The organism is Dactylosporangium sp. NPDC005555, assembly GCF_040605635.1.
GTDB lineage: Bacteria > Actinomycetota > Actinomycetes > Mycobacteriales > Micromonosporaceae > Dactylosporangium.
Genome location: NZ_JBEXDG010000011.1, coordinates 31817 through 56285, shown reverse-complemented (window position 1 = coordinate 56285; position 24469 = coordinate 31817). Strand labels below are relative to the sequence as shown.

20 protein-coding genes and 1 pseudogene are annotated in these 24469 nt (G+C 70.5%); 4 read left to right on the top strand and 17 right to left on the bottom strand.

Going from position 1 to position 24469, the window contains the following annotated elements; genetic code table 11:
• Nucleotides 1–348: 348 nt before the first annotated feature.
• The gene (locus ABZS58_RS15025) at nt 349–1050 is read left to right on the top strand and encodes a class I SAM-dependent methyltransferase (protein ID WP_354781568.1); all 702 of its coding nucleotides are present in this window, start codon (nt 349–351) and stop codon (nt 1048–1050) included.
• On the opposite strand, the gene ABZS58_RS15020 is transcribed toward ABZS58_RS15025, so the two are convergent.
• Complete coding sequence (locus tag ABZS58_RS15020) at nt 1047–1811, bottom strand: type III pantothenate kinase (RefSeq protein ID WP_354781566.1); 765 nt, start codon at nt 1809–1811, stop codon at nt 1047–1049. The genes ABZS58_RS15025 and ABZS58_RS15020 overlap by 4 nt on opposite strands.
• 65 nt (nt 1812–1876) lie before the next feature.
• Between ABZS58_RS15020 and ABZS58_RS15015 the strand changes: the two genes are divergently transcribed.
• Complete coding sequence (locus tag ABZS58_RS15015; protein WP_354781564.1) at nt 1877–3823, top strand: hypothetical protein; 1947 nt, start codon at nt 1877–1879, stop codon at nt 3821–3823.
• Between the two features lie 5 nt (nt 3824–3828).
• Here ABZS58_RS15015 and nadC read toward each other — a convergent pair whose 3' ends face one another.
• From nadC to ABZS58_RS14965, 10 genes and pseudogenes are all read right to left on the bottom strand, one after another.
• The gene (gene nadC / locus ABZS58_RS15010; protein ID WP_354781562.1) at nt 3829–4707 is read right to left on the bottom strand and encodes a carboxylating nicotinate-nucleotide diphosphorylase; all 879 of its coding nucleotides are present in this window, start codon (nt 4705–4707) and stop codon (nt 3829–3831) included.
• Between the two features lie 284 nt (nt 4708–4991).
• Complete coding sequence (locus tag ABZS58_RS15005) at nt 4992–6617, bottom strand: L-aspartate oxidase (protein WP_354781560.1); 1626 nt, start codon at nt 6615–6617, stop codon at nt 4992–4994.
• A 46-nt stretch (nt 6618–6663) separates the two neighbouring features.
• Complete coding sequence (locus ABZS58_RS15000; RefSeq protein ID WP_354781558.1) at nt 6664–7509, bottom strand: septum formation family protein; 846 nt, start codon at nt 7507–7509, stop codon at nt 6664–6666.
• Nucleotides 7510–7550: 41 nt separating this feature from the next.
• On the bottom strand, nt 7551–8441 hold the full coding sequence (locus ABZS58_RS14995) for a septum formation family protein (RefSeq protein WP_354781556.1): 891 nt from the start codon (nt 8439–8441) through the stop codon (nt 7551–7553).
• A gap of 50 nt (nt 8442–8491) precedes the next feature.
• The gene (locus tag ABZS58_RS14990) at nt 8492–9403 is read right to left on the bottom strand and encodes a septum formation family protein (protein WP_354781554.1); all 912 of its coding nucleotides are present in this window, start codon (nt 9401–9403) and stop codon (nt 8492–8494) included.
• A gap of 97 nt (nt 9404–9500) precedes the next feature.
• Nucleotides 9501–10418: a septum formation family protein gene (locus ABZS58_RS14985; protein ID WP_354781552.1), complete on the bottom strand. Its 918-nt coding sequence runs from the start codon at nt 10416–10418 to the stop codon at nt 9501–9503.
• An 18-nt stretch (nt 10419–10436) separates the two neighbouring features.
• Nucleotides 10437–10859 (bottom strand): aspartate 1-decarboxylase, encoded by a 423-nt coding sequence (gene panD / locus ABZS58_RS14980; protein ID WP_354781550.1) that lies wholly within the window; start codon nt 10857–10859, stop codon nt 10437–10439.
• Entirely contained in the window at nt 10856–11668 is an 813-nt protein-coding gene (gene panC, locus ABZS58_RS14975) for a pantoate--beta-alanine ligase (RefSeq protein ID WP_354781548.1), read from the bottom strand. The genes panD and panC overlap by 4 nt, the downstream gene beginning before the upstream one ends.
• Before the next feature lie 92 nt (nt 11669–11760).
• Nucleotides 11761–12618 (bottom strand): annotated as a pseudogene (locus ABZS58_RS14970) (DUF2520 domain-containing protein); the annotation flags it as partial.
• Nucleotides 12619–12782: 164 nt separating this feature from the next.
• On the bottom strand, nt 12783–13328 hold the full coding sequence (locus ABZS58_RS14965; protein ID WP_354781546.1) for a TetR/AcrR family transcriptional regulator: 546 nt from the start codon (nt 13326–13328) through the stop codon (nt 12783–12785).
• 224 nt (nt 13329–13552) lie between these two features.
• Between ABZS58_RS14965 and ABZS58_RS14960 the strand changes: the two genes are divergently transcribed.
• Nucleotides 13553–14845, top strand: coding sequence for a D-arabinono-1,4-lactone oxidase (locus ABZS58_RS14960; protein WP_354781544.1), 1293 nt, complete (start codon nt 13553–13555; stop codon nt 14843–14845).
• Between the two features lie 45 nt (nt 14846–14890).
• Here the strand turns inward: ABZS58_RS14960 and topA are convergent, their stop codons facing one another.
• The 6 genes from topA to ABZS58_RS14930 all read right to left on the bottom strand — a co-directional run bounded on the left by topA (nt 14891) and on the right by ABZS58_RS14930 (nt 23083).
• Complete coding sequence (topA, locus tag ABZS58_RS14955) at nt 14891–17683, bottom strand: type I DNA topoisomerase (protein WP_354781542.1); 2793 nt, start codon at nt 17681–17683, stop codon at nt 14891–14893.
• 253 nt (nt 17684–17936) lie between these two features.
• Nucleotides 17937–19004 (bottom strand): hypothetical protein, encoded by a 1068-nt coding sequence (locus tag ABZS58_RS14950; protein ID WP_354781872.1) that lies wholly within the window; start codon nt 19002–19004, stop codon nt 17937–17939.
• Nucleotides 18995–19537, bottom strand: a complete 543-nt coding sequence (locus tag ABZS58_RS14945; protein ID WP_354781540.1) for a hypothetical protein — start codon at nt 19535–19537, stop codon at nt 18995–18997. The genes ABZS58_RS14950 and ABZS58_RS14945 overlap by 10 nt, the downstream gene beginning before the upstream one ends.
• 86 nt (nt 19538–19623) lie before the next feature.
• On the bottom strand, nt 19624–21981 hold the full coding sequence (locus ABZS58_RS14940; protein WP_354781538.1) for a sodium-translocating pyrophosphatase: 2358 nt from the start codon (nt 21979–21981) through the stop codon (nt 19624–19626).
• A 252-nt stretch (nt 21982–22233) separates the two neighbouring features.
• On the bottom strand, nt 22234–22716 hold the full coding sequence (locus tag ABZS58_RS14935) for an ATP-binding protein (protein ID WP_354781536.1): 483 nt from the start codon (nt 22714–22716) through the stop codon (nt 22234–22236).
• A gap of 4 nt (nt 22717–22720) precedes the next feature.
• Nucleotides 22721–23083 carry an STAS domain-containing protein gene (locus ABZS58_RS14930; protein ID WP_354781534.1) on the bottom strand — a complete coding sequence of 121 codons (363 nt, stop codon included), beginning with the start codon at nt 23081–23083 and terminating at the stop codon, nt 22721–22723.
• A 180-nt stretch (nt 23084–23263) separates the two neighbouring features.
• On the opposite strand from ABZS58_RS14930, the gene ABZS58_RS14925 reads away from it, so the two are divergent.
• Nucleotides 23264–24469: DEAD/DEAH box helicase (locus ABZS58_RS14925; protein ID WP_354781532.1), on the top strand; the 1206-nt coding region annotated here is incomplete at its 3' end.

The following is a 24469-nucleotide window of genomic DNA, read 5'->3' as shown; positions in this document are numbered from 1 at the left end:
ACGGTACGCCGAAACTAGCGGGACCGCACCGGCGGAAACGGGCTGCGTTTCCCGAATGCCGGGCAGGCCCGGGCGCCGGCACAACGCGATCGATTCCCATCACATGCCCGGCACCGGTGGCATTGCGTGCCGCAACGCACGCGGATGGTCCCCAGCGCACGCGCAAACCCCGAGGCAGCGGCGGGGAAGCGCACCACCGCGAATGAGCGCGGCGATACGCCGACGCGAATCCGTGTCCGTCGCATTGCTATGCGTGACGATTGACCGGTACAGCAACACCTTCCACAACTGCAACATCTGCGATTTTCGTCGCAACGGGGCAACAGCACATTCGGTAGTTTCGGCGGTATGGATTTCGCAGCACACGCCGCCTCGTTCGGAGCGGCCGCCGACCTGTACGACCGCATCCGCCCCCGCTACCCACGCGCGGCACTGGAATGGGCGATACCCGAAAAGTCGGAAATCTGTGATCTCGGGGCGGGCACAGGCATCCTGACCAGGCAACTCCTCGACCTGGGCCACACTGTGACCGCGGTCGAACCCGACGCCAAGATGCGTGCCAAGATCCCCGGCGAAGCCCGCGAGGGCGACGCCGCCCACATCCCCCTGGAGGACCAGACCGTCGACGTCGTCACCGCGGGACAGGCCTACCACTGGTTCTACGGCGAGCCGGCCCACGAAGAAATCGCACGGGTCCTCAAGTCAAATGGGCGATTTGTCCCAATCTGGAATATCCGCGACGAACGGGTCCCCTGGGTGGCGGAGTGCTCCACACTCTTCGACGGCGCCCGCGAGCGCGACGCCTTCGACGAGACGAAGGTGGACACCTTCGGCCCGCTGTTCGGCGAGGTGGAACGCAAGACGTTCGAGTGGAGCACCACCCACACCGCCGAGTCGTTCCTCGAGCTGGTCAAGTCGCGCAGCTACTACCTGGTCGCCGACCCTGAGGCCCGCCAGAAGCTCGAAGGCCGACTCGAAAAACTCCTGCCCCGGACGGAGACGTTCGAACTGCCGTACGTGACATACGCGTACATCGGCCGCAGACGCTAACCGCGGTTGCGGTCGAAGATCAGCCGGAGCCCGATCAGGGTGAGCATCGGTTCGTGATGCGTGACCGTCGCGCATTCGCCGATCACGATCGGGGCAAGGCCGCCTGTCGCGACGACCGCCTTCACCGTGCCGCCCAGCTCCGCGGTCACCCCGCGCACGATGCCGTCGACCTGCCCGGCGAAGCCGTACACGACGCCGGACTGCAGGCACTCCACCGTGTTCTTGCCGATCACCCGCGGCGGCTTGACCAGCTCGACCTTGCGCAGCTGGGCGGCGCGGGCGGCCAGCGCGTCGACGGAGATCTCGATGCCGGGCGCGAGGACGCCGCCGAGGAACTCGCCGCGCGCGGACACGACGTCGAAGTTGGTCGACGTGCCGAAGTCCACGACGATCGACGGACCACCGAAGAGCGTGAAGGCCGCGAGCGTGTTGGCGACCCGGTCGGTGCCGACCTCCTTCGGATTGTCGATCGCCAGTTGCACCCCGGTGCGCACGCCGGGCTCGACGATGACGGTGGGCACGCCCGGGTAGTACCGCTGCAGCATCGTGCGCAGTGACCGCAGCGCCGCCGGCACCGTCGAGCAGGCCGCGATGCCCGTCAGCGACACGGCGTCCGTGGCGAGCAGCCCGCGGTAGAGCAGGCCGAGCTCGTCGGCGGTGGCCCGGGCGTCGGTCTTGATCCGCCACGAGTGGACCAGCTTCTCGCCCTCGAACGTGGCGAGCACCGTGTTGGTGTTTCCGATGTCGATGCACAGCAGCACGCGGTGAGCGTAACGAAAGGCCCGCCATCGGCGGGGTGAGCCTGGTCATCTACGATCCGGTTCCCATGATGCCGACGGCCCGCACGCTGCTCGCGCTGCTCCCGCTGGCGGCGCTGGTGTTCACCGCGTTCGCGATGCGTCCTGGCAGCCTGGACGCCCGCCAGGCGGTGATCCGGGCGACGGCCACCGTGGCGGGTGTCACGGTCGTCTTCGTCGAGCTGCTGTCCCTCGCAGGGTGGATCGCGACCTGGCCGGTGATCGTCTACTGGCTGGTGTTCGCGGGCGTGTCGGGCTTCTTCGCGAGGCATCACCTGCACCGCCCGAAAAGCTATGTCCTAAAAAATTGGGACAAAGTGATTCTTGCGTCGATTGCCGCGTTGGTACTGGCAGAGCTCGTCCTTGCGGCGGCGTCCTCCCCGAACAACTTCGACTCGAATCACTACCACCTGACGAAGATCGAGCACTGGATCGCCGACGGTGACCTCGACCCCTATCCCACGGTGCAGAACCAGCAGATCATCCTGGTCCCCGGCGCCGAATACCTGCTGCTCCAGGCCCGCCTGCTGACCGGCGACGACGCGCTGTTCAACCTGCTGCAGTGGGGTGCGGGGCTGCTCGGCGCGCTCGCCATCTCCCGCTGCGCCGCCCAGCTCGGCGCCGGCCGGCTCGGGCAGCTGATCGCCGCCGCCGTGTTCCTCACCGCTCCGGCGGTCGCCCTGGAGTCCACCAGCACCCAGAACGACCTGGTCGTCACCGCCTGGGTCGTCTGCGCCGCCACGCTCGCCCTCGACGGCGTCCGCCGCGTCTCGACGGTCGGCGACGTGCTGTCCCTCGCCGCGGTCGCCGGCCTCACCGCCGTCACCAAGTCGACCGGCCTCATGGCCCTCGCCCCGATCCTCATCTTCTGGGGGATCGCCCAGCTCCGCCAGAAGGCCCAGGCCGCGCAGGACGGCGATCCGGGACAGGAAAGGCAGGAAGGCCGGCTGCGAGTGAAGCGCCCGCTCCTGCGGACCGTCGGCGCGGGGCTGGCCGTCATCGCCGGGATGGTCGTCCTCGCCGGGCCGGCGCTGCTGCGGGTCAACGACGCGTTCGGTTCGCCGCTCGGCCCGCCCGGCTACAGCGCCGCCCTCTCCACCGAGCGCAAGGACCCGCCCGCCGTCCTCGTCAACGGTCTGCGACTGGCCGCCTCCACGCTCACCACCCCGATCCCCGCTGTCAACAACGTGGTCAGCGACGCGGTCATCGGCATCGCGCACCTGGTGGACGTGGACCCCAACGATCCGAAGATCACCCAGTGGCGGAGCGTCTTCCCCGGCACACGATGGAAGCCCGACGAAGACCGCTCGCCCTATCCGATCCAGGCCGCGCTGATCCTGACCGCCCTCGTCGCCGCGCTGGTCTGGCGCAGGCTGCCCCCACTGGTGCGGGCCTACGCGGTGACCGTGCTCGGCGCGTTCATCCTGACCGCCGCCGTCGTCAAGTGGCAGGACTGGGGCAACCGGCTGATCCTGCCCGCGTTCGCCGCCGGCGCGCCACTCACCGGCTACTGGGCCGAACGGCTGCGCACCCACAAGGCCACGGCCACCGCGATGGTGCTCGTGATGGCCGCGGCGTTCGCCGCCGGTGGGGTCTCCGTCGTGTACGGGCAGCCAAGACGCCTCATCGGCCAGGGCTCCGTCTTCACGCTCACGGACTGGGAAGAGCGCTTCGCCCGGCTGCCGGAGCAGGCCGTGCCCTACCAGCAGGCGATCGACGAGATCCGGGCCAGCGGCGTCCGGCGGGTCGGCCTGGTGATGGACGGCGACCTGTGGGAATACCAGTTCCAGATCTCGCTGCCGGACGTCGAGCTCGTCGCGGTCGAGTCGGTGATCCCGACCGCGCCGCCCGCACCGGTCTCGTCGGTGCAGGCGATCATCTGCGCCGCCACGGTCGAACGCTGCACCAAGATGGTCCCGCCGACGTGGCGGGTCCAGCGCTACAGCGCCTTCGTGGCGGTGGCCTTCCCGAGCTGAAAGCCTCAGTGCGTGCGGAGGTCCATGGCGATGTCCAGGATCGGCGAGGAGTGCGTCAGGCCGCCGACCGACAGGTAGTCGACCCCGGTCGCCGCGTATTGCGCCGCCGTCGCCAGGGTCAGCCCGCCGGTGGCCTCCAGCTCGGCCCGCCCGCCGACCGCCGCCACGACCTCCCGCAGCAGGTCCGGCGTCATGTTGTCCAGCAGCAGGAACGTCGCCCCGGCGGTGACCGCCTCGACGGCCTCGCCGACCGTGGTGACCTCGACCTGCACGGGCACGTCCGGGAACGCCGCGCGGACCCGCTCGTACGCCGCGGAGATGCCGCCGGCCGCCAGCTTGTGGTTGTCCTTGATCATGGCGACGTCGTAGAGGCCCATGCGCTTGTTGGTGCCGCCGCCGGCGCGGACCGCGTACTTCTCCAGGATGCGCAGGCCGGGCGTGGTCTTGCGGGTGTCCAGGACGAGGGCGTGGGTGCCGTCGAGCAGGTCGGCCCACTGGCGGGTGTGGGTGGCGACACCGGACATGCGGCACAGCAGGTTGAGCGCGGAACGCTCGGCCGTCAGCAGGTCCCGGGTCGGTCCGGTGACGGTGGCGAGGACGGTACCGCGGACGACGAACGAACCGTCGACGGCGTGGATCGACACGTCGACGGCCGGGGAGACGGCCTCGAACACGGCGGCGGCGACGGCCAGGCCGGCCACCACGCCGTCGGCGCGCGCGACCAGCTCCGCGGAGTCCGTCTGGGTGGCGGGGATGGTGGCCACGCTCGTCACGTCGAGGCGGTCTGGGCCGAGGTCCTCGGTCAGGGTCCGCTCGACGATCTCGCCGACGGCGACCGGGTCGAGCCCGACCTTCCGCAGCAATGCCTCCGTTTCGGGGGTCATGCCACCGCCTCCGCTTCGCTCCGGCGTCGGCCTGACCCGACACTGCCACACAGTTCACGGCCCGAGCCGCTCCGCTGGCCGCTCACGCCGCCACCTCCGCTTCGCTCCGGCGTCGGCCCGACCCGACACCGCCACATAGTTCACGGCCTGAGCCAAAACTGCCACATGGTTCACGGCCCGAGCCGCTCCGCTGGCCGCTCACGCCGCCACCTCCGCTTCGCTCCGGCGTCGGCCCGACCCGACACTGCCACACAGTTCACGGCCCGAGCCGCTCCGCTGGCCGCTCACGCGTCCTCCCAGGTCTCGGTCAAGGTGCCGGTGTCGGACAGGCCGGCCAGGAAGTGGCCGCGGAACACGTCGCTGGCGTCCGGGAAGTCCTCGCGCCAGTGGCAGCCGCGGGTCTCCTGGCGCAGGTCGGCGGCGCCGACGAGGGCGGTCGCGACGGTGAGCAGGTTGGTCGCCTCCCAGCCGGCCAGGCCGGGGGCGGCGCGGTCGAGGGCGAGCTTGGTGAGCGCCTGTGCCGCCTGGTCGAGCGACCCGGCGCTGCGCAGCACCGACGCGTGCGCCGACATGGCCGCCTGCAAGGGGGAGCGCAGCGCGGGGTCGGCGGTCCACGACGGCAGGTCGGCGGTGACGGGGTCGGCCTGCGCGGGCAGGTCGTGAGCGATGTCCTCGGCGATCCGGCGGGAGAAGACGAGCCCCTCCAGCAGAGAGTTGGAGGCGAGCCGGTTGGCGCCGTGGACGCCGGTACAGGCGACCTCACCGCAGGCGTAGAGACCCGGGATCGAGGTGCGGCCGAGCAGGTCGGTGCGGACCCCGCCGGAGGCGTAGTGGGCGGCCGGCGAGACGGGGATGAGGTCCGCGGCCGGGTCGACGCCGGCCGCCCGGCAGGACGCGACGATCGTGGGGAAGCGCCCCTCCAGGAACTCCCGGCCAAGGTGGCGGGCGTCGAGCCAGACGTTCTGCGTGCCCTCGGCCCGCATGACCCGGTAGATGCCCTTGGCGACCACGTCGCGGGGGGCGAGCTCGGCGAGGTCGTGCCGGCCGACCATGAAGCGGTTGCCGTCGCCGTCGCGCAGATAGGCCCCCTCGCCGCGCAACGCCTCGCTGACCAGCGGCTGCTGCGAGTCGCGGTTGTTGAGCGCGAGCGCGGTCGGGTGGAACTGCACGAACTCGATGTCGGTGACGGCGGCCCCGGCGCGCAGGGCGAGCGCGACCCCGTCGCCGGTGGAGACGACCGGGTTGGTGGTGGCCGAGTAGATCTGGCCCATGCCGCCGGTGGCGAGGACGACCGCGCGGGCGAGGACCGCGCCGACGCCGTCCTCCGCGCCCTCGCCGAGGACGTGCAGGGTGACCCCGCAGGCCCGGCCGGACGCGTCGGTCAGCAGGTCGAGGACCAGGGCGTGCTCGATGAGCCGGATCCACGGGTCGCGGTGCACCGCGGCGTGCAGGGCCCGCTGGACCTCGGCGCCGGTCGCGTCACCGCCGGCGTGGATGATCCGGTTGGCGTGGTGGCCGCCCTCCCGGGTCAGCATGAGGGAGCCGTCGTTGTTGCGGTCGAACTCCGCGCCCCAGCGGATCAGCTCGCGGACGCGGGTCGGGCCCTCGCGGACCAGGACCTCGACCGCGGCGGCGTCGCACAGGCCGACGCCGGCGACGAGCGTGTCCTGCGCGTGCGCCTCTGGCGTGTCGAGCGGGTCGAGGACCGCGGCGATGCCGCCTTGGGCCCAGCGCGTCGATCCGTCATCGATGTTGACCTTCGTCACGACGGTGACGTGCAGGCCGGCCTCGCGCAGGTGCAGGGCGGCGGTCAGCCCGGCGACGCCGGAGCCGATCACGACGACGTCGGTCGGCTCGGCCCACCCCGGCTGGGGTCCGGCGAGTCGGCGCGGCAGAACGGGCAGCTCCATCACTCCAGTCAACATCACAAGAAGGCATCGCGCGCCGTGCCGTGAATCACGCGAGCGGGAGAGGCCCGGCCCCGAGCTTCGCGATCGACGCCTTGAGGGGCTTGGCGCTCATCAGGTAGCACGCGAAGGTCTGGTCGCTGCCGAGCCAGTCGGAGCCCGTCTTCGGCCCGACGGCGGCCGAGGAGAGGTCGGCGCGGTCGCCGGTCTCCGACAGGCCCAGGTACCGCAGGCCAACGGTGGTGCAGCCCTTCGCCGACGCGTTGCGGACGGCGGTCTCGTCGTACGGCGCGTCCATCGGGGCGATCGAGTAGCTGCCGGAGTACTCGCCGTCGTGGGGGGCCGTGCATTCGACGTACTTCAGCGACGAGATGCAGGCGATCGGCAGCGTCGGCCCGGCCTTGGCCAGGCTGCCCTCGCGTGCCGTGAACTCGTCGCCTGCCGGGCCGGTGACGGGGGCGACCGCGCAGCCGAAGAAGCCGTCGGTGGCCGGGGCGATCCAGGAGGCGAGGATCTGGATCCGCGACTCGTGCCAGTTGCCGCCGAGGAACGCGGTGCCCTCCACGACGCAGGCACGGCGGGCCTGGGCGTACAGGAGGTTCTGGGTGATCTTGATGTCCTCGCCCTCGGCGTCGTCGAGGCGGTGCAGCAGGTCCTTGCCGGCCTGACCGACGTGGAAGACCTCGACGGTGTGCGCGGCGGCGCAGTCGACGGGCCCGCCGGCCCACGGGAACGCGGCCTTCACGCCGGCCGCGTCGACCTTCCAGCAGGAGCCGACCTTCGGCGCCGCGGCGGGCGCGGTGTCCGGGATCTTCCGGTCGCCGTCGCGCAGCAGCCAGTAGGCGCCGCCCCCGAGGAGGGCGAGCACGCCGACGATCAGAAGGACCCGCTTCATGAGGAAGCAGTGTGCCATTACCAGCCGGTAACGTCACCACCTCAGATCGGAACGTTACCGTTCGCGCGCAGTGAGCGGCTGACCGACAGCTTGCCCTCGAGCATGAGGTAGCAGCGGGCGGTGCGGTCGCCGTAGTTCCACCGGGCCGGGGTCGCGGTCGACCAGGCGAAGGAGATCTGCTTGTTGTCGTCGAACTGGGCGTCGGTGAGGCCGAGGAACCGCGCGACGATCGTCTTGCAGCCCGGCTGCAGCAGCGTCCGGCGGGCCGCCGCGTCGCTCGGGTAGGGCCGCGCGTCCGGCGAGTAGAACGTGCCGGTGTATTCGCCGTTGTGCAGGGTGTCGCACTTGGTCGGGACGAAGTCCTCGATGCCGCCGCCGCTGTCGGTCGCGACCTTGACGCAGCCGATCTCGACCGGCCGGTTGCCGCGCAGCGTGTCCTTCAGGCCGCTGGTGCGGGGCGAGATCGTGTACGTGTCGTCGGAGACCTCGATCAGGTCGCACCGGTAGTAGCGGGCGTCGCCGTTCCACTGCTTCGTCGACGGCGGCAGGATCCGCATCACCAGCTTGCCGTCGTGCCAGTCGCCGCCGAGGAAGTTGTTGGCCTCGGACTGGCAGGCGGCGAAGGCGTCGGTGAGGTCGGCGCCGGTGGGCACCGTCGTGCGGCCGCCCACTGGCCCGGTGAACTCGCCGACGTGGAAGGTCTCGCTGGCGTGCGGCTGGCTGCACTCGACCTCGACGAGGTCGGGCCCGACGGCGAGCTTGTCGGCGTCACCCGAATAGGTCCAGCACTCCCCGGCGGCCGGCTTCGGCACGGTCGGCGCGGCCATCGCGGCCCAGCCGTTGACCAGGTCGCCGTCCGTGTCCGCCGGATCAGCACAGCCGGCGACGAACAGCACCAGCGACACGGACAGCCCGACGGTCCACCGCTTCATCCGAGCACACCCTCACCTCGTAGCACGGGTCCACAGTGTCGCAGAAGGGGTCAAATCTTCCCCGTGCCGAGGCCCTTCAGCGAGCGGATGGTGCTCTTCTTGTCGTAGAGCATCGCGTAGCAGCGGGCGGAGCGGTTGCCACGCAGCCAGTTCTCCTCGTCGACCGTCCAGAAGCCGATGCCGACCTCCTGGTGGTTGTCCAGGGTGGACTGGGTCATGCCGAGGAACTTGGCGCCGAGGGCCTCGCAGCCGGTGCGCATCGCGGCGCGGCGCTCGTCGGCGTTCTTCGGGAAGGCCCGTTCGCCGGCGGTGTACGTGCCGACGTATTCCATGTTGTGCGTGGCCGTGCACGCGGTGGGCTCGTAGTCCTTCCACGTCTTGCCGTCGGCCTCGTAGGTCTCCTGGGCGCAGGTCAGCGCGATCGGCTTGTCGCCGGTGAGGCCACCCTTGAGGCTGCTGGTGCGGCTGACGGGCCTGCCGGCGTCGCTCTGGATCTCGGCCAGGTCGCAGCGGAAGTAGCGCCCGCCACCGGTCCACTGCGTCGAGGACGGCGGCAGCACGATCAGCTCGAGGCGGGCGTCGTGGTAGTCACCGCCGAGGAAGGTCTCCGCCTCGGTGTTGCACTTGGCCCAGGCGTCCTTCAGGTCCGCGCCCTTCGGCGGCGAGGACTCGCCGGCCGCGGAGCCGCTGACCTCGCCGACATAGAACGTCTCGCTGATGTGCGCGGTCGTGCACGAGGCGACGGGCTTGAAGGAGAAGATCGTGAGGGTGTCCGTCTCGAACAACGACACGGAGCTGTCATAGCACGACCCGACGGGCGGCACGGGGACCTTCGGCGCGGCGAGCATGGCCCAGTCGTCGACGAGGTTCTTGTCGACACCGGCGGGCGTCGTGCACCCGGCCAGCAGCGCGATCGCGGCAACGGGAGCCACCGCCATCATGAGCCGTCGGAAACGCACCATGGTCCAACCCCTCCCCCGGCGCACACAGCGCGGGTGCAGTGTGCCAATGATCAATGTGGTTGGCAACCCGGTCCAACTGCCAGATCTAGGACATCATCTAGGCGATCGTGATCGGTAGACCTTTTGTACCCGCGCCCCGCAAGGAGGACTTCACCGGCTTCGGTGGCCACGCGAAACACCGGACCCCGCGGTTGCCGAGCTCCCACGCCGTCTTGTCGTAGGGCATCGTCACCTGCCCGGTGCGGGAGCGGAAGTTCACGTCGTCGGGCACGTCGACGTACCGGGCCACGACAGGGCGGCATCCGGCCAGGTTGGCGGCGCTTCGCGCCTCGCTGTCGGCCGGATACTCCCCGTCCGGCGGCTCGTAGATCCCGGCGAACTCGCCCTCGTGCGGGACGGTGCACTGGGCGGCGAAGATCCGGTCGATGGCGTCGGTGGCGCCGCCGGGCTTGGTGGTGACTTTCACACAACCGATGAGCAGCTCGCCGCCGTCGGGTTTGAGCGCGCCGCGCATCGACGCGGTCCGGGTCGCGACGCTGAAGCGGTCGACGTCCTGCAGCGCCTGCAGGTCGCAGCGGAACCAGCGGGCCCCGGCGTCCCACAGCAGCGGGCTCGGCACGTCGACGCTCAGCGATACCCGGCCGGTGCGCCAGTCCGCGCCGAGCAGGGTCTTCGCGTCCGCGGCGCAGCGGGTGTACGCCCCGCGCATGGCCGGACTGCCGGCGATCGGCGGCGTGGGCCGCTCGGCGTCGGCACCGGTGAACCTGCCGACGGTGATCAGCTCGACCTCGTGCGGCTCGGTGCAGGCGACCGGCGCCGGCCATCTGGTGACGTCGGCGCTGGCGGTGCCGGCGGGCAGCGGATAGCAGGCGGGGGCGGTCGGCTCGATCATCACCACGGCCGGCAGCATCGGCCAGCCGTTGACCAGATCACGGTCGGCGCCCGCCGGTGTCGGCGGCGTGCAGGCGCTGAGCAGCGCCGCCACCGCCACGACCAGCACGACCGCGCGCCGCACCGCACCTCCCCAGGAGCACTACGCCCGGAGAAGGTCTCCCCTCACGGGTTCGCCCACCATACCCGGTATGGCATAGGCCGGATCGTGACCGAGTTCGATGATTGCGTTGGCGGCGTCGACGTGCACGACCCGCGGCTGGTAGGTCCTGGCGGTCGCGTCGTCGAGCTGCGCATAGGAGATCAGGATGACGAGGTCACCGGGGTGTACCAGGTGCGCGGCGGCGCCGTTGATCCCGATCACGCCGCTGCCGCGGGGCCCGGCGATCACGTAGGTCTCCAGCCGGGCGCCGTTCGTGACGTCCACGATCGCGACCTGTTCGCCGGCGAGGAGGTCCGCGGCGTCCATCAGATCCTCGTCAACCGTTACCGAACCGACGTAGTGCAGATCCGCCTGCGTGACCGTGGCACGGTGGATCTTGGACTTGAGCATCGTGCGGATCACGGCAGTTCCAATGCGATGTTGTCGATGAGGCGGGTGCCGCCGACCCAGGCCGCGGTGAGCAGCCGGGCCGGACCGTGCGCGGGCGCGGGGCCGAGCATCGGGTCGGTGAGGACGAAGTAGTCGAGCTTGACCTCGGGCTCGGTGGCGAACTCGGCGAGCCCCGCCTCGACCGGGCTTTCCGCTGCCGCTCCGGCACGCAGCGCCCTGGACAGCACCAGCGCCGCGCGCCGCTCCGCCGGGGCGAGATAGCGGTTGCGGCTGGAAAGGGCGAGGCCGTCGGGCTCCCGCACCGTCGGCACGCCCCGCACGTCGATGGGCAGGTCGAAGTCGCGGACCATCGCCCGGATCATGCCGAGCTGCTGGTAGTCCTTCTCCCCGAAGTACGCGACGTCGGGGCGGGTCAGTTGGAACAGCTTGTTGACCACGGTCAGCACGCCGTGGAAGAACCCGGGGCGGCTGGCGCCCTCCAGCTCGTTGCCGGCGGGGCCCGGGTCCACCCGGACGGACGGCTTGCCCTGCGGGTACATCACCTCGCGGGTGGGCGTGAACGCGATGTCCACGCCGGCCGTCCCGGCGATCGCGAGATCGGCCTCCAGGGTGCGCGGGTAGCGGTCGAAGTCCTCGCCCGGCGCGAACTGCAGGGGATTCACGAAGATCGTCAACAGGACCGTGTCCGCTGCTGCGCGTGCGGCACGAAGGAGCTCCGCATGCCCGTCGTGCAGGGCGCCCATGGTCATGACCACGGCGACGGTGCCGCGGGCCGCGGCGCGCGCCTCGGCGAGCTGCTCGCGGGTCTCGACGACGTTCACGGCTTGCCTCCGGTGCCCTTGGCCTTCCGGCGCCCGCTGCGCTGTGCCGCGACCACCGGTGCGGCCGGCTCGCTGGGCGCCCCGGCGGTGCCCAGGACGTCGAGCAGCGGCTCGGCGTCGATCGGGCGGAGGCGGCCGGCGGCGATGACCCGGTCGGCGGTGCGCCGGGCGAGCGCCAGGTAGGGCGGCACCGACTCGGGCGCGACCTCGTCGAGGGCCTTGAGGTGCTTGGCGACCGTGCCGGCGTCGCCGCGGACCACGGGACCGGTGATGGCGGCGTCGCCGAGGCGCAGCGAGTTGTCCAGCGAGGCGCCCAGCAGCGGGGCGAGGACCTGCTCCGGGTGCCGGACCCCGGCGTCGCGGAGCCGGTCGAGCGCCTCGTTGACCAGCGTGGCGAGGTGGTTGGCGCCGTGTGCCAGGGCCGCGTGGTAGAGCGGGCGGCGCTCCTCGGCGATCCACTCGACCTGGCCGCCGAGGTCGGCGACGAGGGAGGCGGCGAGGTCGCGCAGGTCGTCGGGGGCGGTGACGCCGAACGAGACACCGCCGGCGAGCCGGTCCAGGTCCACGGCGGTGCCGGTGAACGTCATCGCCGGGTGCAGGGCCAGGGGACGCGCTCCGGCGGCCATGACGGGCGCGAGGACGGCGAGGCCGTGGGCGCCGGAGGTGTGCGCGACGATCTGGCCGGGGCGCAGCGCGCCGGTCTCGACCAGGCCGTTGACCAGGCCGGCGAGCACGTCGTCGGGGACCGCCAGCAGCACGAGGTCGGCGGAGGCTGCGACCTGGTCGGCGGGGAGGAGCGCGACGCCCGGGAGCAGCTGCTCCGCGCGGGACTTGGAGGCGGTCGAGACGCCGACCGCGGCGACCACCCGGTGGCCGGCTCGCACGAGCGCGGCGCCGAGCACGGCACCTACTCGCCCGGCACCGATGATGCCGATGTTTTGCCTGCTCATGGCGCTTTGCATCGTGACGGATCCAGTCCTCGAAGTGGGGTACCGGTCGATCACGAGTATGCGCCGTGGTGGGCAAAGCGGACAGGTCGTGTGGGATTGTCAACACGAGGTTTCAGGCCCTTTACCGGCCCTGTGAACAGCCGATAAAGGGCCTGAAGACGTCGTCAGAGGCGGTGGTGGAGGTAGTCCCTGATCAGGGCCTTCGCCTCGCCGAGCACGGCCGCGTCGCCGTCCGGCGAGCGCCGGAACGCCATCTTGATCAACGCGTCGGCGGCCTCGACCGCGATCGCCAGCACGAACTGGAGCCGGTCGGCGTCCACGATGCCGAAGCGGCCGATGAGCAGCGCCGCGAGCTGCGACACGATGACGTCGTTGTTGTCCCGCTCGTCGTCGAGCAGGTGGATGTCCACGACGTCACCGAAGTGCAGCGTCCGGAAGCCCGGCACCGTGCGGTGCATGTCGATGTACTCGTCGATGGCCGCGTCGACCGCGTCCCACCAGTGCGAGATGTCTTCCTCGGCCAGCCGGGCGCCGAGGCGCTCCAGATAGCCCTCCAGGCTGCGGAGCGTGAGCGCCTGCACGATGGCGCGCTTGTCGGGGAAGAACTGGTAGACCGATCCGATCGCCACCCCCGCCCGCTCCGCGAGCAGTGTCGTGGTCAGCCCGTCGTAGCCCACCTCATCGACGAGCTCGGCGCATGCGTCGAGCATCCGCCCGACCCGTGCCACACTGCGCCCCTGCACCGGAACCCGGCGCAGTGGCTTCGTCCCGGCACTGGCCACTGTCTGCGTCGCCACCCGGCAGTCCCCCTCAAGCTCGTCCCTCTGAAACCTACTCACGTCAACGAGCGGGCACGATCGGCGGATAGCCCATTTCACTCTTGGGATTCATCGGGTCATTGACGGCGGGCATACGTGAAGGGTACTCAGGTTTCGTGACTTCTCCGTGGGCCAACTGGGCCGGCAACCAGACCGCTCGGGCGGCGCGTGTCGCGCACCCCTCGACCACCGCTGAGCTGGCCTTCGTGCTCAGCGGCGCGGCCTCGGAGGGGCTCAAGGTCAAGGCCGTCGGCGCCGGGCACTCCTTCACGCCCACCGCTCTGACGGACGGGGTCCGGGTCGAGCTCGACCGGATGGCGTCACTCGTCCGGGTCGAGGGTGATCTCGTGACCGTCCAGGCGGGCATGAAACTGGCCACGCTCAACGCGACCCTCGCGGCGCACGGCCTGGCGATGCCCAACCTCGGCGACATCGACGCGCAGACGATCTCCGGGGCGCTCTCCACCGGTACACACGGAACCGGCGCCGCTTATGGATGTCTTTCGACCTTCGTCGAGGCCCTCGAGCTCGTCACCGCCGACGGGACGGTCGTGCGCTGCTCCGCGGACTCGCGGCCGGACCTGTTCGCCGCCGCCCGGGTCAACATCGGCGCGCTCGGCGTGCTCACCGAGGTGACACTGCGCTGCGTGCCGGCCTTCACGCTGCGGGCCGACGAGCGCCCGGCGCCGCTGGCCGACGTGTGGTCGGGCCTCGATGACCACATCGCTTCGAACGATCACTTCGAGTTCTACTGGTTTCCCTACACCGACCGGGTCCAGATGAAGCGCAACAACATCGTGCCGCTGTCGGACCGTCCCCTGGCCGGCTGGCGGCGCTGGCTCGACGACGACTTCCTGTCCAACACGGTGTTCGGCGGCGCGTGCCGGCTCGGCCGGGCGATGCCGTCCGCGGTCCCGGCGATCAGCCGCGTCTCGGCCCGGGCGTTGTCGGCGCGCACCTACACGGCCTCGTCCCACGAGGTGTTCTGCACGCCGCGCCGGGTCCGGTTCGTGGAGATGGAGTACGGGCTGCCCCGCGAGGCGCTCCGGGAGGCGTTCGACGGGCTGCGGTCGGTGATCGCCGGCCTGCCGTACAAGATCCAGTTCCCGGTGGAGGTGCGGTTCACCGCCGCCGACGACATCTGGCTCTCGCACGGGCACGGCCGGGACAGCGCCTACATCGCGATCCACCAGTACGTCGGCGCGCCGTTCGAGGAGTACTTCCGGCGCTTCGAGGCCATCACCACGCCGCTGGGCGGCCGGCCGCACTGGGGCAAGATGAACTTCCGCGACGCCGGGTCCCTGGCGACGGCCTACCCGCGCTTCGGCGACTTCACCGCGCTGCGCGACAAGCTCGACCCTGGCCGCCTCTTCGCCAACGCCTACACCGATCGCGTCCTCGGCCTCTAGCGTGCGTTGACCTTGGACGATCGGATCGTCCAAGGTCAACCTGCGTCACTCCCCGGGCGGGGTCGCCTTCTTCGCCGAGGTGGCCTTCTTCGGCGCCGCCTTCTTGGCCGGGGTCGCCTTCTTCGCCGCCGTCGTGGTCTTCTTCGCCGCGGTGGTCTTCTTGGCCGTCGTGGTCTTCTTCGCCGCGCCCTCGGCCGCCTTCTTCGCGGGCCTGGCCTTCTTCGGCGCCGGTCCCTTGGCCCGCTTCTCGGCCAGCATCTCGCTCGCCTCGGCGACGGTCAGTTCCTCGACCGTCTGGTTGCGACGCAGCGACGCGTTGAACTCGCCGTCCGTCACGTACGGACCGAAGCGCCCGTCCTTGATGACCAGGGGCTTCTCGGTCGCCGGGTCGGCGCCCATCTCCCGCAGCGGTGGCTTCGCCGCGGCCCGCCCACGCGTCTTCGGCTGCTCCAGCAGCCGCAGCGCCTCTTCGAGGGTGACCGTGAAGAGCTGATCCTCGTTCTCCAGCGACCTCGTGTCGGCGCCGCGCTTGATGTACGGGCCGTACCGGCCGGGCGACGCGATGATGTCCGCGCCCTCGGCGTCCTTGCCGACGATCCTCGGCAGGGTCAGCAGCTGCAGCGCCTCTTCAAGGGTCAGGAGCTCCGGCGACTGCGTGGACAGCAGCGAGGAGTTCTTCTCGCCCGTGGACACGTAGGGCCCGTAGCGGCCGGACTTCAGCACGATCGGCTCGCCGGTCTCCGGGTGCTCGCCGAGCTTGCGCTCGCCGCTGGCGCCGCCGACGAACAGCTCGGCGACCTTCTCCGGGGTCAGCTCGTCCGGCGCGAGACCGTCCGGGACCGTCGCCCGGTCGCCTTCGTCGCCCTCGGGCTGGTCGGCGAGGAAGCGCTGCAGATACGGCCCGTACCGCCCGACGCGCACGACGACGTCGCGGTTGGCCTCGTCACGGAACAGCGAGATCGAGTTGATCCCACGCGCGTCGATCTCGCCCAGCCGCTCGGTGACCATGCGCTTCAGCCCGCCCTGGCGGGGCACCGACCCTTCGTCGCCCGTGTCGCCACCGAAGTAGAACGGGCGCAGGAAGTCCACGGCGCTCTCGTCGCCGTTGGCGATCTCGTCGAGGACGTTCTCCATCGACGCGGTGAAGTCGTAGTCGACCAGGCGCGGGAAGTGCTTCTCCAGCAGCCCCACGACGGCGAACGCCAGGAACGACGGGATCAGCGCCTGGCCACGCTTGAACACATAGCCACGGTTGTTGATCGTCTCCATGATCGAGGCGTAGGTGGAGGGGCGGCCGATGCCGAGCTCCTCCATCGCCTTGACCAGCGACGCCTCCGTGTAGCGGGCCGGCGGCTGGGTGGTGTGGCCGGTCGGGGTGAGCCCCTTCTCGGTCAGCGACTGGCCCTTGACCAGCACCGGCAGGCGCCGCTCGGCGTCCTCGGCCTCGGCGTTCTCGTCGTCGGAGGATTCGACGTACGCGCGCAGGAAGCCGGGATCGGTGATCGTCTTGCCGCTCGCGCTGAAGTCGACCGACTCGTTCGCCGGGGTCACCGCATTGATCCGGACGGAGGTGCTGTTGCCGACCGCGTCAGTCATCTGCGACGCGATCGTGCGCTGCCAGATCAACTCGTACAGTCGCAGCTCCTCGGCGCTGAGCTCTTTGGCCACGTCGCCCGGGGTGCGGAAGCTGTCGCCGGCCGGGCGGATCGCCTCGTGCGCCTCCTGCGCGTTCTTGACCTTGCTGGTGTACCGGCGGGGCTGCGGCGGCACGGCGCTCGGCCCGTACAGGTCGAGGATCTGCTGGCGGGCGGCGGCGATCGCGGCCTCGGACAGGTTCACCGAGTCCGTTCGCATGTAGGTGATGTAGCCGTTCTCATACAGCCGCTGGGCGATCCGCATGGTCTGCGCGCTGGACAGCCGCAGCTTGCGGGAGCCCTCCTGCTGCAGCGTCGAGGTAATGAACGGTGCGGCGGGCTTGCGCCGGTAGGGCTTCTCCTCAACCCGGGTGACCGTGAACGGCCGGCCCGCAAGACGCGCGGCGAGACCGCGGGCGCCCTGCTCGTCGAGGTGGATGACGCCGGCGTTGGGCCGGACCTTGCCGGTCTCCGGGTCGAAGTCGCGGCCGGTGGCGACCCGGTCGCCGTCGATCGCGAGCAGCGTCGCGTTGAACGTGCGCTCGTCGCCGGACGGCAGGAGCTTGGCCAGGATGTCCCAGTAGTCGGCGGAGCGGAACTTCATCCGCTGCCGCTCCCGCTCGACCACGATGCGGGTCGCGACCGACTGCACGCGGCCGGCGGACAGGCCGCCCTGGACCTTCTTCCACAGCACGGTGGACAGGTCGTAGCCATAGAGCCGGTCGAGGATGCGGCGGGTCTCCTGCGCGTCGACCAGCGAGCGGTTGATCTCCCGCGGGTTGGCGACGGCGGCCTGGATCGCCGGCTTGGTGATCTCGTGGAAGACCATCCGCTTGACCGGGACCTTCGGCTTCAAGGTCTCGAAGAGGTGCCAGGCGATGGCCTCGCCCTCGCGGTCCTCATCTGTGGCGAGGTAGACCTCGCTGGCGGTCTTCAGCAGCTCTTTGAGCCTGGTGATCTGCTTGCGCCGGTCGGCCGAGATGACATAGACCGGGGTGAAATCGTTGTCGACGTCGACGCCGAGATAGGCCCAGGGCTTGCTCTTCAGGTCCTCGGGCATGTCTTTCTTGCCCACGGGCAGGTCACGGACGTGGCCGAAGCTCGCCTCCACGACGTAATTCGGGCCCAGATAGCCCGAAATCGTCTTGGCCTTCGCCGGCGACTCGACGATCACCAGCCGCTTCGTGTTGGCGGAGTTCGGCACAGCTCTCCCCGGTGCGGACGGACATGTGTCAAACGTAACGCGCGCCTACGCGCCGAGTTGCGCGATGCGGCACCCGGCGGTCGGCTTGCGACACGCCGATCGGCGCCACGCTACACCCAAGCAGAAGCGCTACCTGCCCGATCTTGCGATCGTGTCGCATCGGCTGCCGTATTTGTCACGCTTTGTCGACTGCCGGTGACCCGCCAGGCGGGCGGGATCACACTGCGCGTCGTAGGGTCAGCCTACCCGGCGTTCACCTCGGCCAACTCGCGTGCGGCGCACCGGCGGGCGGCTCGCCGACGAGTTCCGCGAGACGGGTCACACGGCGGAGTCCCACGATGCGGTACGCGGGTCCGCCCGCCTTCGGACCGACGAACACGGCGATCAGCCCGGCGGCGGCCAGGGCGTCCCCGACCGCAACCCAGTTGTCGGCAACCTGACGGTCGATGGCGTTTTCATCGGTTTCGTCGGTTTCCGCTTGTACGGTTTCGCCCTCGCTGACCGGTTCGGTAACCTGGTCGAGCGTGACGGTCGGCAGGTCGGCGACGCCCGAATCGGGCCACTCGTCGCGAGCGTCGTCGATCCAGTCCTCGACCTCGACACCCAGGTCGACGGGGCCCGGATCGAACGCGGAGATCAATGGGGTGGCCTTCTTCTTCGGCTTCCCCCGGGGCTTCGCCGCCGCGTCCTCTTCCCCGCCTTCGCCCTGCTCCCCGACCTCGTCCGGCTCTTCGCTCCTGACGGATATTTTCGAAATGTCGCCCGGCTCAGGATCGGCGGCAGGCTGCTGCCCGGCTTCCCCGTCGCTGCCCGGCCCGCCGGCGCCCTCGTCGCTGCCCGGCCCGCCGGCGTCCCCGTCGCTGCCCGGCCCGCTGGCGTCCTCATCTTCTGGCGGGCAGGGGCGGCTCGGGGCGAGGCGGAGCAGGTAGGCCCGCTGGCCGTCCCACGAGCCCGCCGCCGCCACCCACAGCCGCAGCCGCCGGCCGTCGAGGACCAGGTCCGGTGGGGAAACTTTCGCGGTGCCGGCCAGCCAGCGGGCCGCGAGAGGGGCCAGCAGCGCCGCATACGCCGTGCGGACCATCCACCGGTCCTCGACCCCGGTCGGCTCACTCGCCACAACCAGGCCCCGCTGCTCACACTCGGCGCGCAGCACGTCGGCCCGCCACGCGTCCTCGACCTCGATCGACACCTTCGCGGTGCCGCCCATCCGGCCGACCTCGCCCGCACCCGCGAGCAGACCCTCCAGGTCCATGGGGGTCGGCGGGCGCGCCTCGACCCCGAATATCGACAGTTGCCGGCTCCGGGCCGGCGTCACCGACACTCGGGCACCTCGCCGAAGGCCTTCTGCAGATCCTTCTGGCCGACGTGCTTCGGGTCGATGGCGCTCTGCTCGTATTCCTCCTTGAGGACCGCGAACGCCGTCCCGACCGAGCCGTAGAATGCCTTCGCGTCGGCGGTCGGCAGACCCTCGACCGAGCGCTTCGCGTTGCCATACGCGTCGCGGGCCTTCGACAGCGAGGCGGTGAACTGCTGGGCGACCTTGTCGCCGCCGGAGACGTCCGGCACACCGGCGCCGCTGATGCCGACCCTGGCCTTCTCGCTGGCGGTCTCGGCACCGGCGAGCAGGTCCACGATGTTGGTCTTCGTCTGCGCGGCGGTCTTCGCCGCCTGGAGCTGCTGCTGAGCCTTCGTCGTCAGGTCGGAGATCTCGGCCCGCCAGGGAGCCAGCGCCGTGCACACCTGCTGCGCCCACACCTTCGGCGCCACGTCGCCGGCACCGTCAGCGCCGCAGCCACCCGTTCCCGCCGAAACGAGGACGAAAAGGAGGCCGGTGGCGACGAGGCGGATGTGCATGAAAGGAAGCCTAGAACCGATCGTCTGTTCGACAAATACGACGCCCCGGCCGGATCATTCCGGCCGGGGCGTCTGGGTATCGCGGGTCAGGCGGTGACCCGCTCCGGGGCCGCCTCCTGCGAGGGGGTGTCGTCGCCGTTACCGGCGTCGACCGAAACCGGCTTGCGCTTGTTGATGACCACGGCGGCGGCGATGATCAACGCCGCACCGATCGCGATGGAGAACCGGATCCCCGGGTTGCCGTCGCCGGTGGTGTAGACGACCACGGCAGGTGCGATGAGCAGCGCGACCAGGTTCATCACCTTGATCAGCGGGTTGATCGCCGGGCCGGCGGTGTCCTTGAACGGGTCACCGACGGTGTCACCGATGATCGTCGCCTCGTGCGCCGGTGAGCCCTTGCCGCCGTGCGTGCCGTCCTCGACGAGCTTCTTCGCGTTGTCCCATGCCCCACCGGAGTTGGACAGGAAGACCGCCATGAGCGTGCCCGTGCCGATCGCACCGGCGAGGTAGGCCGCGAGCGGGCCGACACCGAGGCCGAAGCCGACCGCGATCGGCGCCAACACCGCGAGCAGACCCGGCGTGATGAGCTCACGCTGGGCGTCACGGGTGCAGATGTCGACGACCTTGCCGTACTCCGGGCGCTGGGAGTAGTCCATGATGCCCGGGAACTCGCGGAACTGACGGCGTACCTCGATCACGACCGAACCGGCCGAGCGGGCGACGGCGTTGACCGCCAGGCCCGAGAAGAGGAACACGACCGCGGCACCGATGAGCAGGCCGACCAGGTTGCCCGGGTTGGCCACGTTCAGGAACTTGTCCACCTCGACCTGGGTGAACTCCTTCAGGATCGAGTCGGTGTAGGACCCGAACAGCGCCGTCGCGGCGAGGACCGCCGTGGCGATCGCAATGCCCTTGGTGATCGCCTTGGTGGTGTTGCCGACCGCGTCGAGCTCGGTCAGCGTGCGGGCGCCGCGCTCGTCGATGTCACCGGACATCTCGGCGATGCCCTGCGCGTTGTCGCTGATCGGGCCGAACGTGTCCATCGCGACGATGACGCCGACGGTGGTGAGCAGGCCGGTGCCGGCCATGGCGACCGCGAACAGCGACAGCGTGATCGAGCCGCCGCCGAGCAGGAACGCGCCGAACACGCCGGCGCCGATGACGAGCGCGGAGTAGACGGCCGACTCGAAGCCGACGCTGATGCCGGCGAGCACCACGGTGGCGGGACCGGTGAGCGCGCTCTTGCCGATGTCCCGGACAGGGCGCCGCTCGGTCTCGGTGAAGTACCCGGTCAGCGCCAGGACGACGGCGGCCAGCACGATGCCGATGGCGCAGGCGATGATCGCGGTGACGTTCGGGCCGAACGGCGGGGCGTCGCCACCGGCAAGCGCCTTGATCGCCTTCAGGCTGTCGCTTTCGCCGGTCAGGCCGGACCACTTGGACGGCAGGTAGAACAGGGCGGCACCGGCGACCATCACGATGGAGATGACGGCGGAGATGTAGAACGCCCGGTTGATGGCGACCAGGCCGTTGCGGTCGGAGGGGCGCAGGCGGGTGAGCGCCACCCCGAGGATCGCGACGATGACGCCGATCGTGGAGACGATGAGCGGGAAGACCAGGCCCTGCTCGCCGAACGCGGCGCGACCGAGGATCAGCGCGGCGACCAGGGTCACGGCGTAGGACTCGAAGAGGTCCGCGGCCATGCCGGCGCAGTCACCCACGTTGTCCCCGACGTTGTCGGCGATGGTGGCGGCGTTGCGCGGGTCGTCCTCGGGGATGCCCTTCTCGATCTTGCCGACCAGGTCGGCGCCGACGTCGGCGGCCTTGGTGAAGATGCCGCCGCCAACCCGCATGAACATCGCGAGCAGCGCGGCACCGAAGCCGAAGCCCTCCAGGACCGTCGGGGCGTCACTCTTGAAGATCAGCACGACCAGCGCCGCACCGAACAGGCCGAGGCCCACGGTGAGGAAGCCGACGACGCCACCGGTGCGGAAGGCGATCTGCATCGCCTTCTCCCGGCCGCCGTCTTCCCGGGCTGCCGCCGCGACGCGCAGGTTGGCGCGGGTTGCCAGCGCCATACCGGCGCCGCCGATGAAGGCCGAGAAGACCGCGCCGACGATGAAGAACGCCGACCTGCCGATCTTGATCATGGTCTCGTTGTCCCCGGCGTCACTCACGGGGAGCAGGAACAGCACCACCACGGCGATGACGACGAAGATGCCGAGGGTCTTGAACTGGCGCGTGAGGTACGCGGTCGCGCCCTCCTGCACCGCCCCGGCGATCTCCTGCATCTTCGGGGTGCCCCGACCGGTCGCGAGGACAGCCTTGACCAGCGCGGCCGCGAAGCCCAGCGCCACGAAGGCGATGACGAGCGCGACGACGACATAGGTCAGGTTGTTCCCGCTGAGGGAAATCTCGTCGGCTGCGACGAGTGTTGCGGACATTCGTTGTCCTCCTGTACCGACACATGACAGCGCCGCGAGCGGTCAGGCCGGCGGCGGGTTCTCCCCTGGGGGAGTCGTGGTGGACGGTCGAGGTACCCAATGACCAGGCCCGTCATACACGATCGCCGTACTCTAGCCGCAGAGCGTGTCTGTGGTCACACCGACTTGCGCGTTTCCGGAGATCGCTTTTCGTCGATGGACCACCGTCGGTCCTGCTTTGGTGCCCCTTTGTCGGCCCGTGCGCCGCTCGTCCTACTCGGCCGGACGCTCCAACGGCCACGACATCCGGACCTGCGTGCCGACGCCTTCGGCCAGCTCGGACACGTTGAGATCATCGACGAGCCCCGCGAGCAGGGCCAACCCCATTCTCGCCGCGACCGCCTCCTCCGCCAGCAGGTCGGGCGGGGTGGTCAGCGGCAACGCCGGATCCGACAGCACGAGAACTTCATCACCGGTTTCACCCTCGGTCCGGGCCACCATCGCCCCGTTCGCCGCGCGGTCCACCACCAGGACGGTGAAGCGGTCGCCGTCTGCCATGGCGACATCGACCAGGTCGTCCAAGCCGTGCGACCGGTGCAGGGCCACGGCACGGGAGCAGGCCTCGCCGATCGCGAGCCTGACCTCTTCCAGCAGCTCCTCGGCGACCCCGGCACGCCGCGCGACAGCCACACCGACCAGGCGGGCGGTGCGGACGTGTGCGGCCGCCGGCGAGAACGACAGCCTGACTGTGGGCATGAACCTACGCCGTGGGTTCGGTGTCCGAGCCGGCCGCGGCGGTCGCGGCGGCCACGGAGTCGTACAGGGAGAACACCCGATCCAAGGCGGTGATCCGGAAGATCTTCAGGAGCCGCTCGTGCGCGCACACCAGCCCGAACGTGCCATTGACACCCCGCAGCCGCTTCAAGGCGCCGACGAGCACACCGAGCCCGGTCGAGTCGAGGAACTCCACCCGGCTCAAATCGACCACGACGTGACGGGCACCCGTCTCGACGAGCTCGACCAGCTTCTCGCGAAGCCGCGGAGCGGTGTACACATCCACCTCACCGCCGACTTCGAGCACTGTGTGGTCGCCGGAGTCGTACGTCGACAACGACAGCTCCATGCGGACCTCCTCTTCTGGCGGTTCGGGGCTTCACTGCTCTTCAGCGGACGCTGCCCGCATTGAGCCTCTCGGGCATCTAACCATCGACGCCCCCACAAGGCGACGCGTCCACCCTGTTTCCCACAATTGCCACACGTGTACCGCGCCATCTCTTCGAACATCTGTCTTAGAGTGCTGGACGTGACGGCCGTTCTTCCGCTCTCCTTCCTACCGTCCCGCCGCGCCGAGTCGCTCACCCATGTCGAGCACGTGCCGCCCCGCGCCGGGTCGACCGCTCCATGGCCCTCGTGGGCCCCGCCCGCGCTCATCGCCGCGTCCGGCATCGCTCTCCCGTGGACCCACCAGGCGCTTGCGGCCTCCCTGGCCTGGTCCGGCACCCACACCGTCATCGCCACCGGCACGGGGTCCGGCAAGTCCCTCGCCTACCAACTGCCGACCCTCGCTGCCCTGTTGCGCGACGACAGGGCGACCGTGCTCTACATCTCACCGACGAAGGCCCTGGCCGCCGACCAGCTTCGCTCGCTGACCGCCCTCGACCTGCCCGGCATCCGCCCGGCCACGTATGACGGCGACACCTCCCGCGAGGAACGCGACTGGGTCCGCCAGCACGCCCGCTTCGTCCTCACCAACCCCGACATGCTCCACCACGGCATCCTGCCCAACCACGCCTCGTGGACCCGTTTCCTGCGCGGCCTACGCTTCGTGGTCGTCGACGAGTGCCACACGTACCGCGGCGTCTTCGGCTCCCACGTCGCCCACGTCCTGCGCCGCCTCCGCCGGGTGACTGCTCGCTACACGCCACGCGGCCTGCCCGCCCCGTGCTTCGTCCTGGCCTCGGCGACCTCGGGCGACCCCCAGGCTTCCGGGTCCAGGCTGGTCGGCCTGCCGATGACCGCTGTGACGGAGGACGCTTCGCCGCGGGGCGGGGTGACGTTCGCGCTGTGGGAGCCACCACTGCTGCCCCCGTCGCCTTCCTCGTTGCCTTCCCCGGCGCATTCCTCGTCGCTTTCCTCGTTCGAGGACACTTTTCCGGGCGTTGCCGACCCCGGCTTCTCCGGAAGCCCTGTCTTCGCCGCTGTCGCGGACTCGGTCGCCGCCTTCGCCGCAGGCATCACCCCCGCCGCCGGCACACGTGACGCAGCCCTCACCACACTCCCCGGCGCCGGCCTCACTACCACCGCCACCAGCGAAGCCGCCCTCACCGCACATCCCAGCGCTGCCGTCCGCAAAGCCACCCCTGAAGCAGCCCCCGGAGCCGCCCTCACCGCACATGCCAGCGCCGCCGTCCCTGGCGCCGCCGTCCCTGGCGCCGCCGTCCCTGGCGCCGCCGTCCCTGGCGCCGCCGTCCCTGGCGCCGCCGTCCCTGGCGCCGCCGTCCCTGGCGCC

Coding starts and splice junctions, on each gene's coding strand:
- ABZS58_RS14990 (WP_354781554.1), bottom strand. CDS start 9,403: ATGGTGCGTTTCCGACGGCTCATGATGGCGGTGGCTCCCGTTGCCGCG.
- nadC (WP_354781562.1), bottom strand. CDS start 4,707: ATGACCCCCGAAACGGAGGCATTGCTGCGGAAGGTCGGGCTCGACCCG.
- ABZS58_RS15000 (WP_354781558.1), bottom strand. CDS start 7,509: ATGAAGCGGGTCCTTCTGATCGTCGGCGTGCTCGCCCTCCTCGGGGGC.
- ABZS58_RS14945 (WP_354781540.1), bottom strand. CDS start 19,537: ATGCACATCCGCCTCGTCGCCACCGGCCTCCTTTTCGTCCTCGTTTCG.
- ABZS58_RS14965 (WP_354781546.1), bottom strand. CDS start 13,328: ATGCTCGACGCATGCGCCGAGCTCGTCGATGAGGTGGGCTACGACGGG.
- ABZS58_RS14940 (WP_354781538.1), bottom strand. CDS start 21,981: ATGTCCGCAACACTCGTCGCAGCCGACGAGATTTCCCTCAGCGGGAAC.
- ABZS58_RS15005 (WP_354781560.1), bottom strand. CDS start 6,617: ATGGAGCTGCCCGTTCTGCCGCGCCGACTCGCCGGACCCCAGCCGGGG.
- ABZS58_RS14995 (WP_354781556.1), bottom strand. CDS start 8,441: ATGAAGCGGTGGACCGTCGGGCTGTCCGTGTCGCTGGTGCTGTTCGTC.
- ABZS58_RS14930 (WP_354781534.1), bottom strand. CDS start 23,083: ATGGAGCTGTCGTTGTCGACGTACGACTCCGGCGACCACACAGTGCTC.
- ABZS58_RS15015 (WP_354781564.1), top strand. CDS start 1,877: ATGATGCCGACGGCCCGCACGCTGCTCGCGCTGCTCCCGCTGGCGGCG.
- ABZS58_RS14935 (WP_354781536.1), bottom strand. CDS start 22,716: ATGCCCACAGTCAGGCTGTCGTTCTCGCCGGCGGCCGCACACGTCCGC.
- ABZS58_RS15025 (WP_354781568.1), top strand. CDS start 349: ATGGATTTCGCAGCACACGCCGCCTCGTTCGGAGCGGCCGCCGACCTG.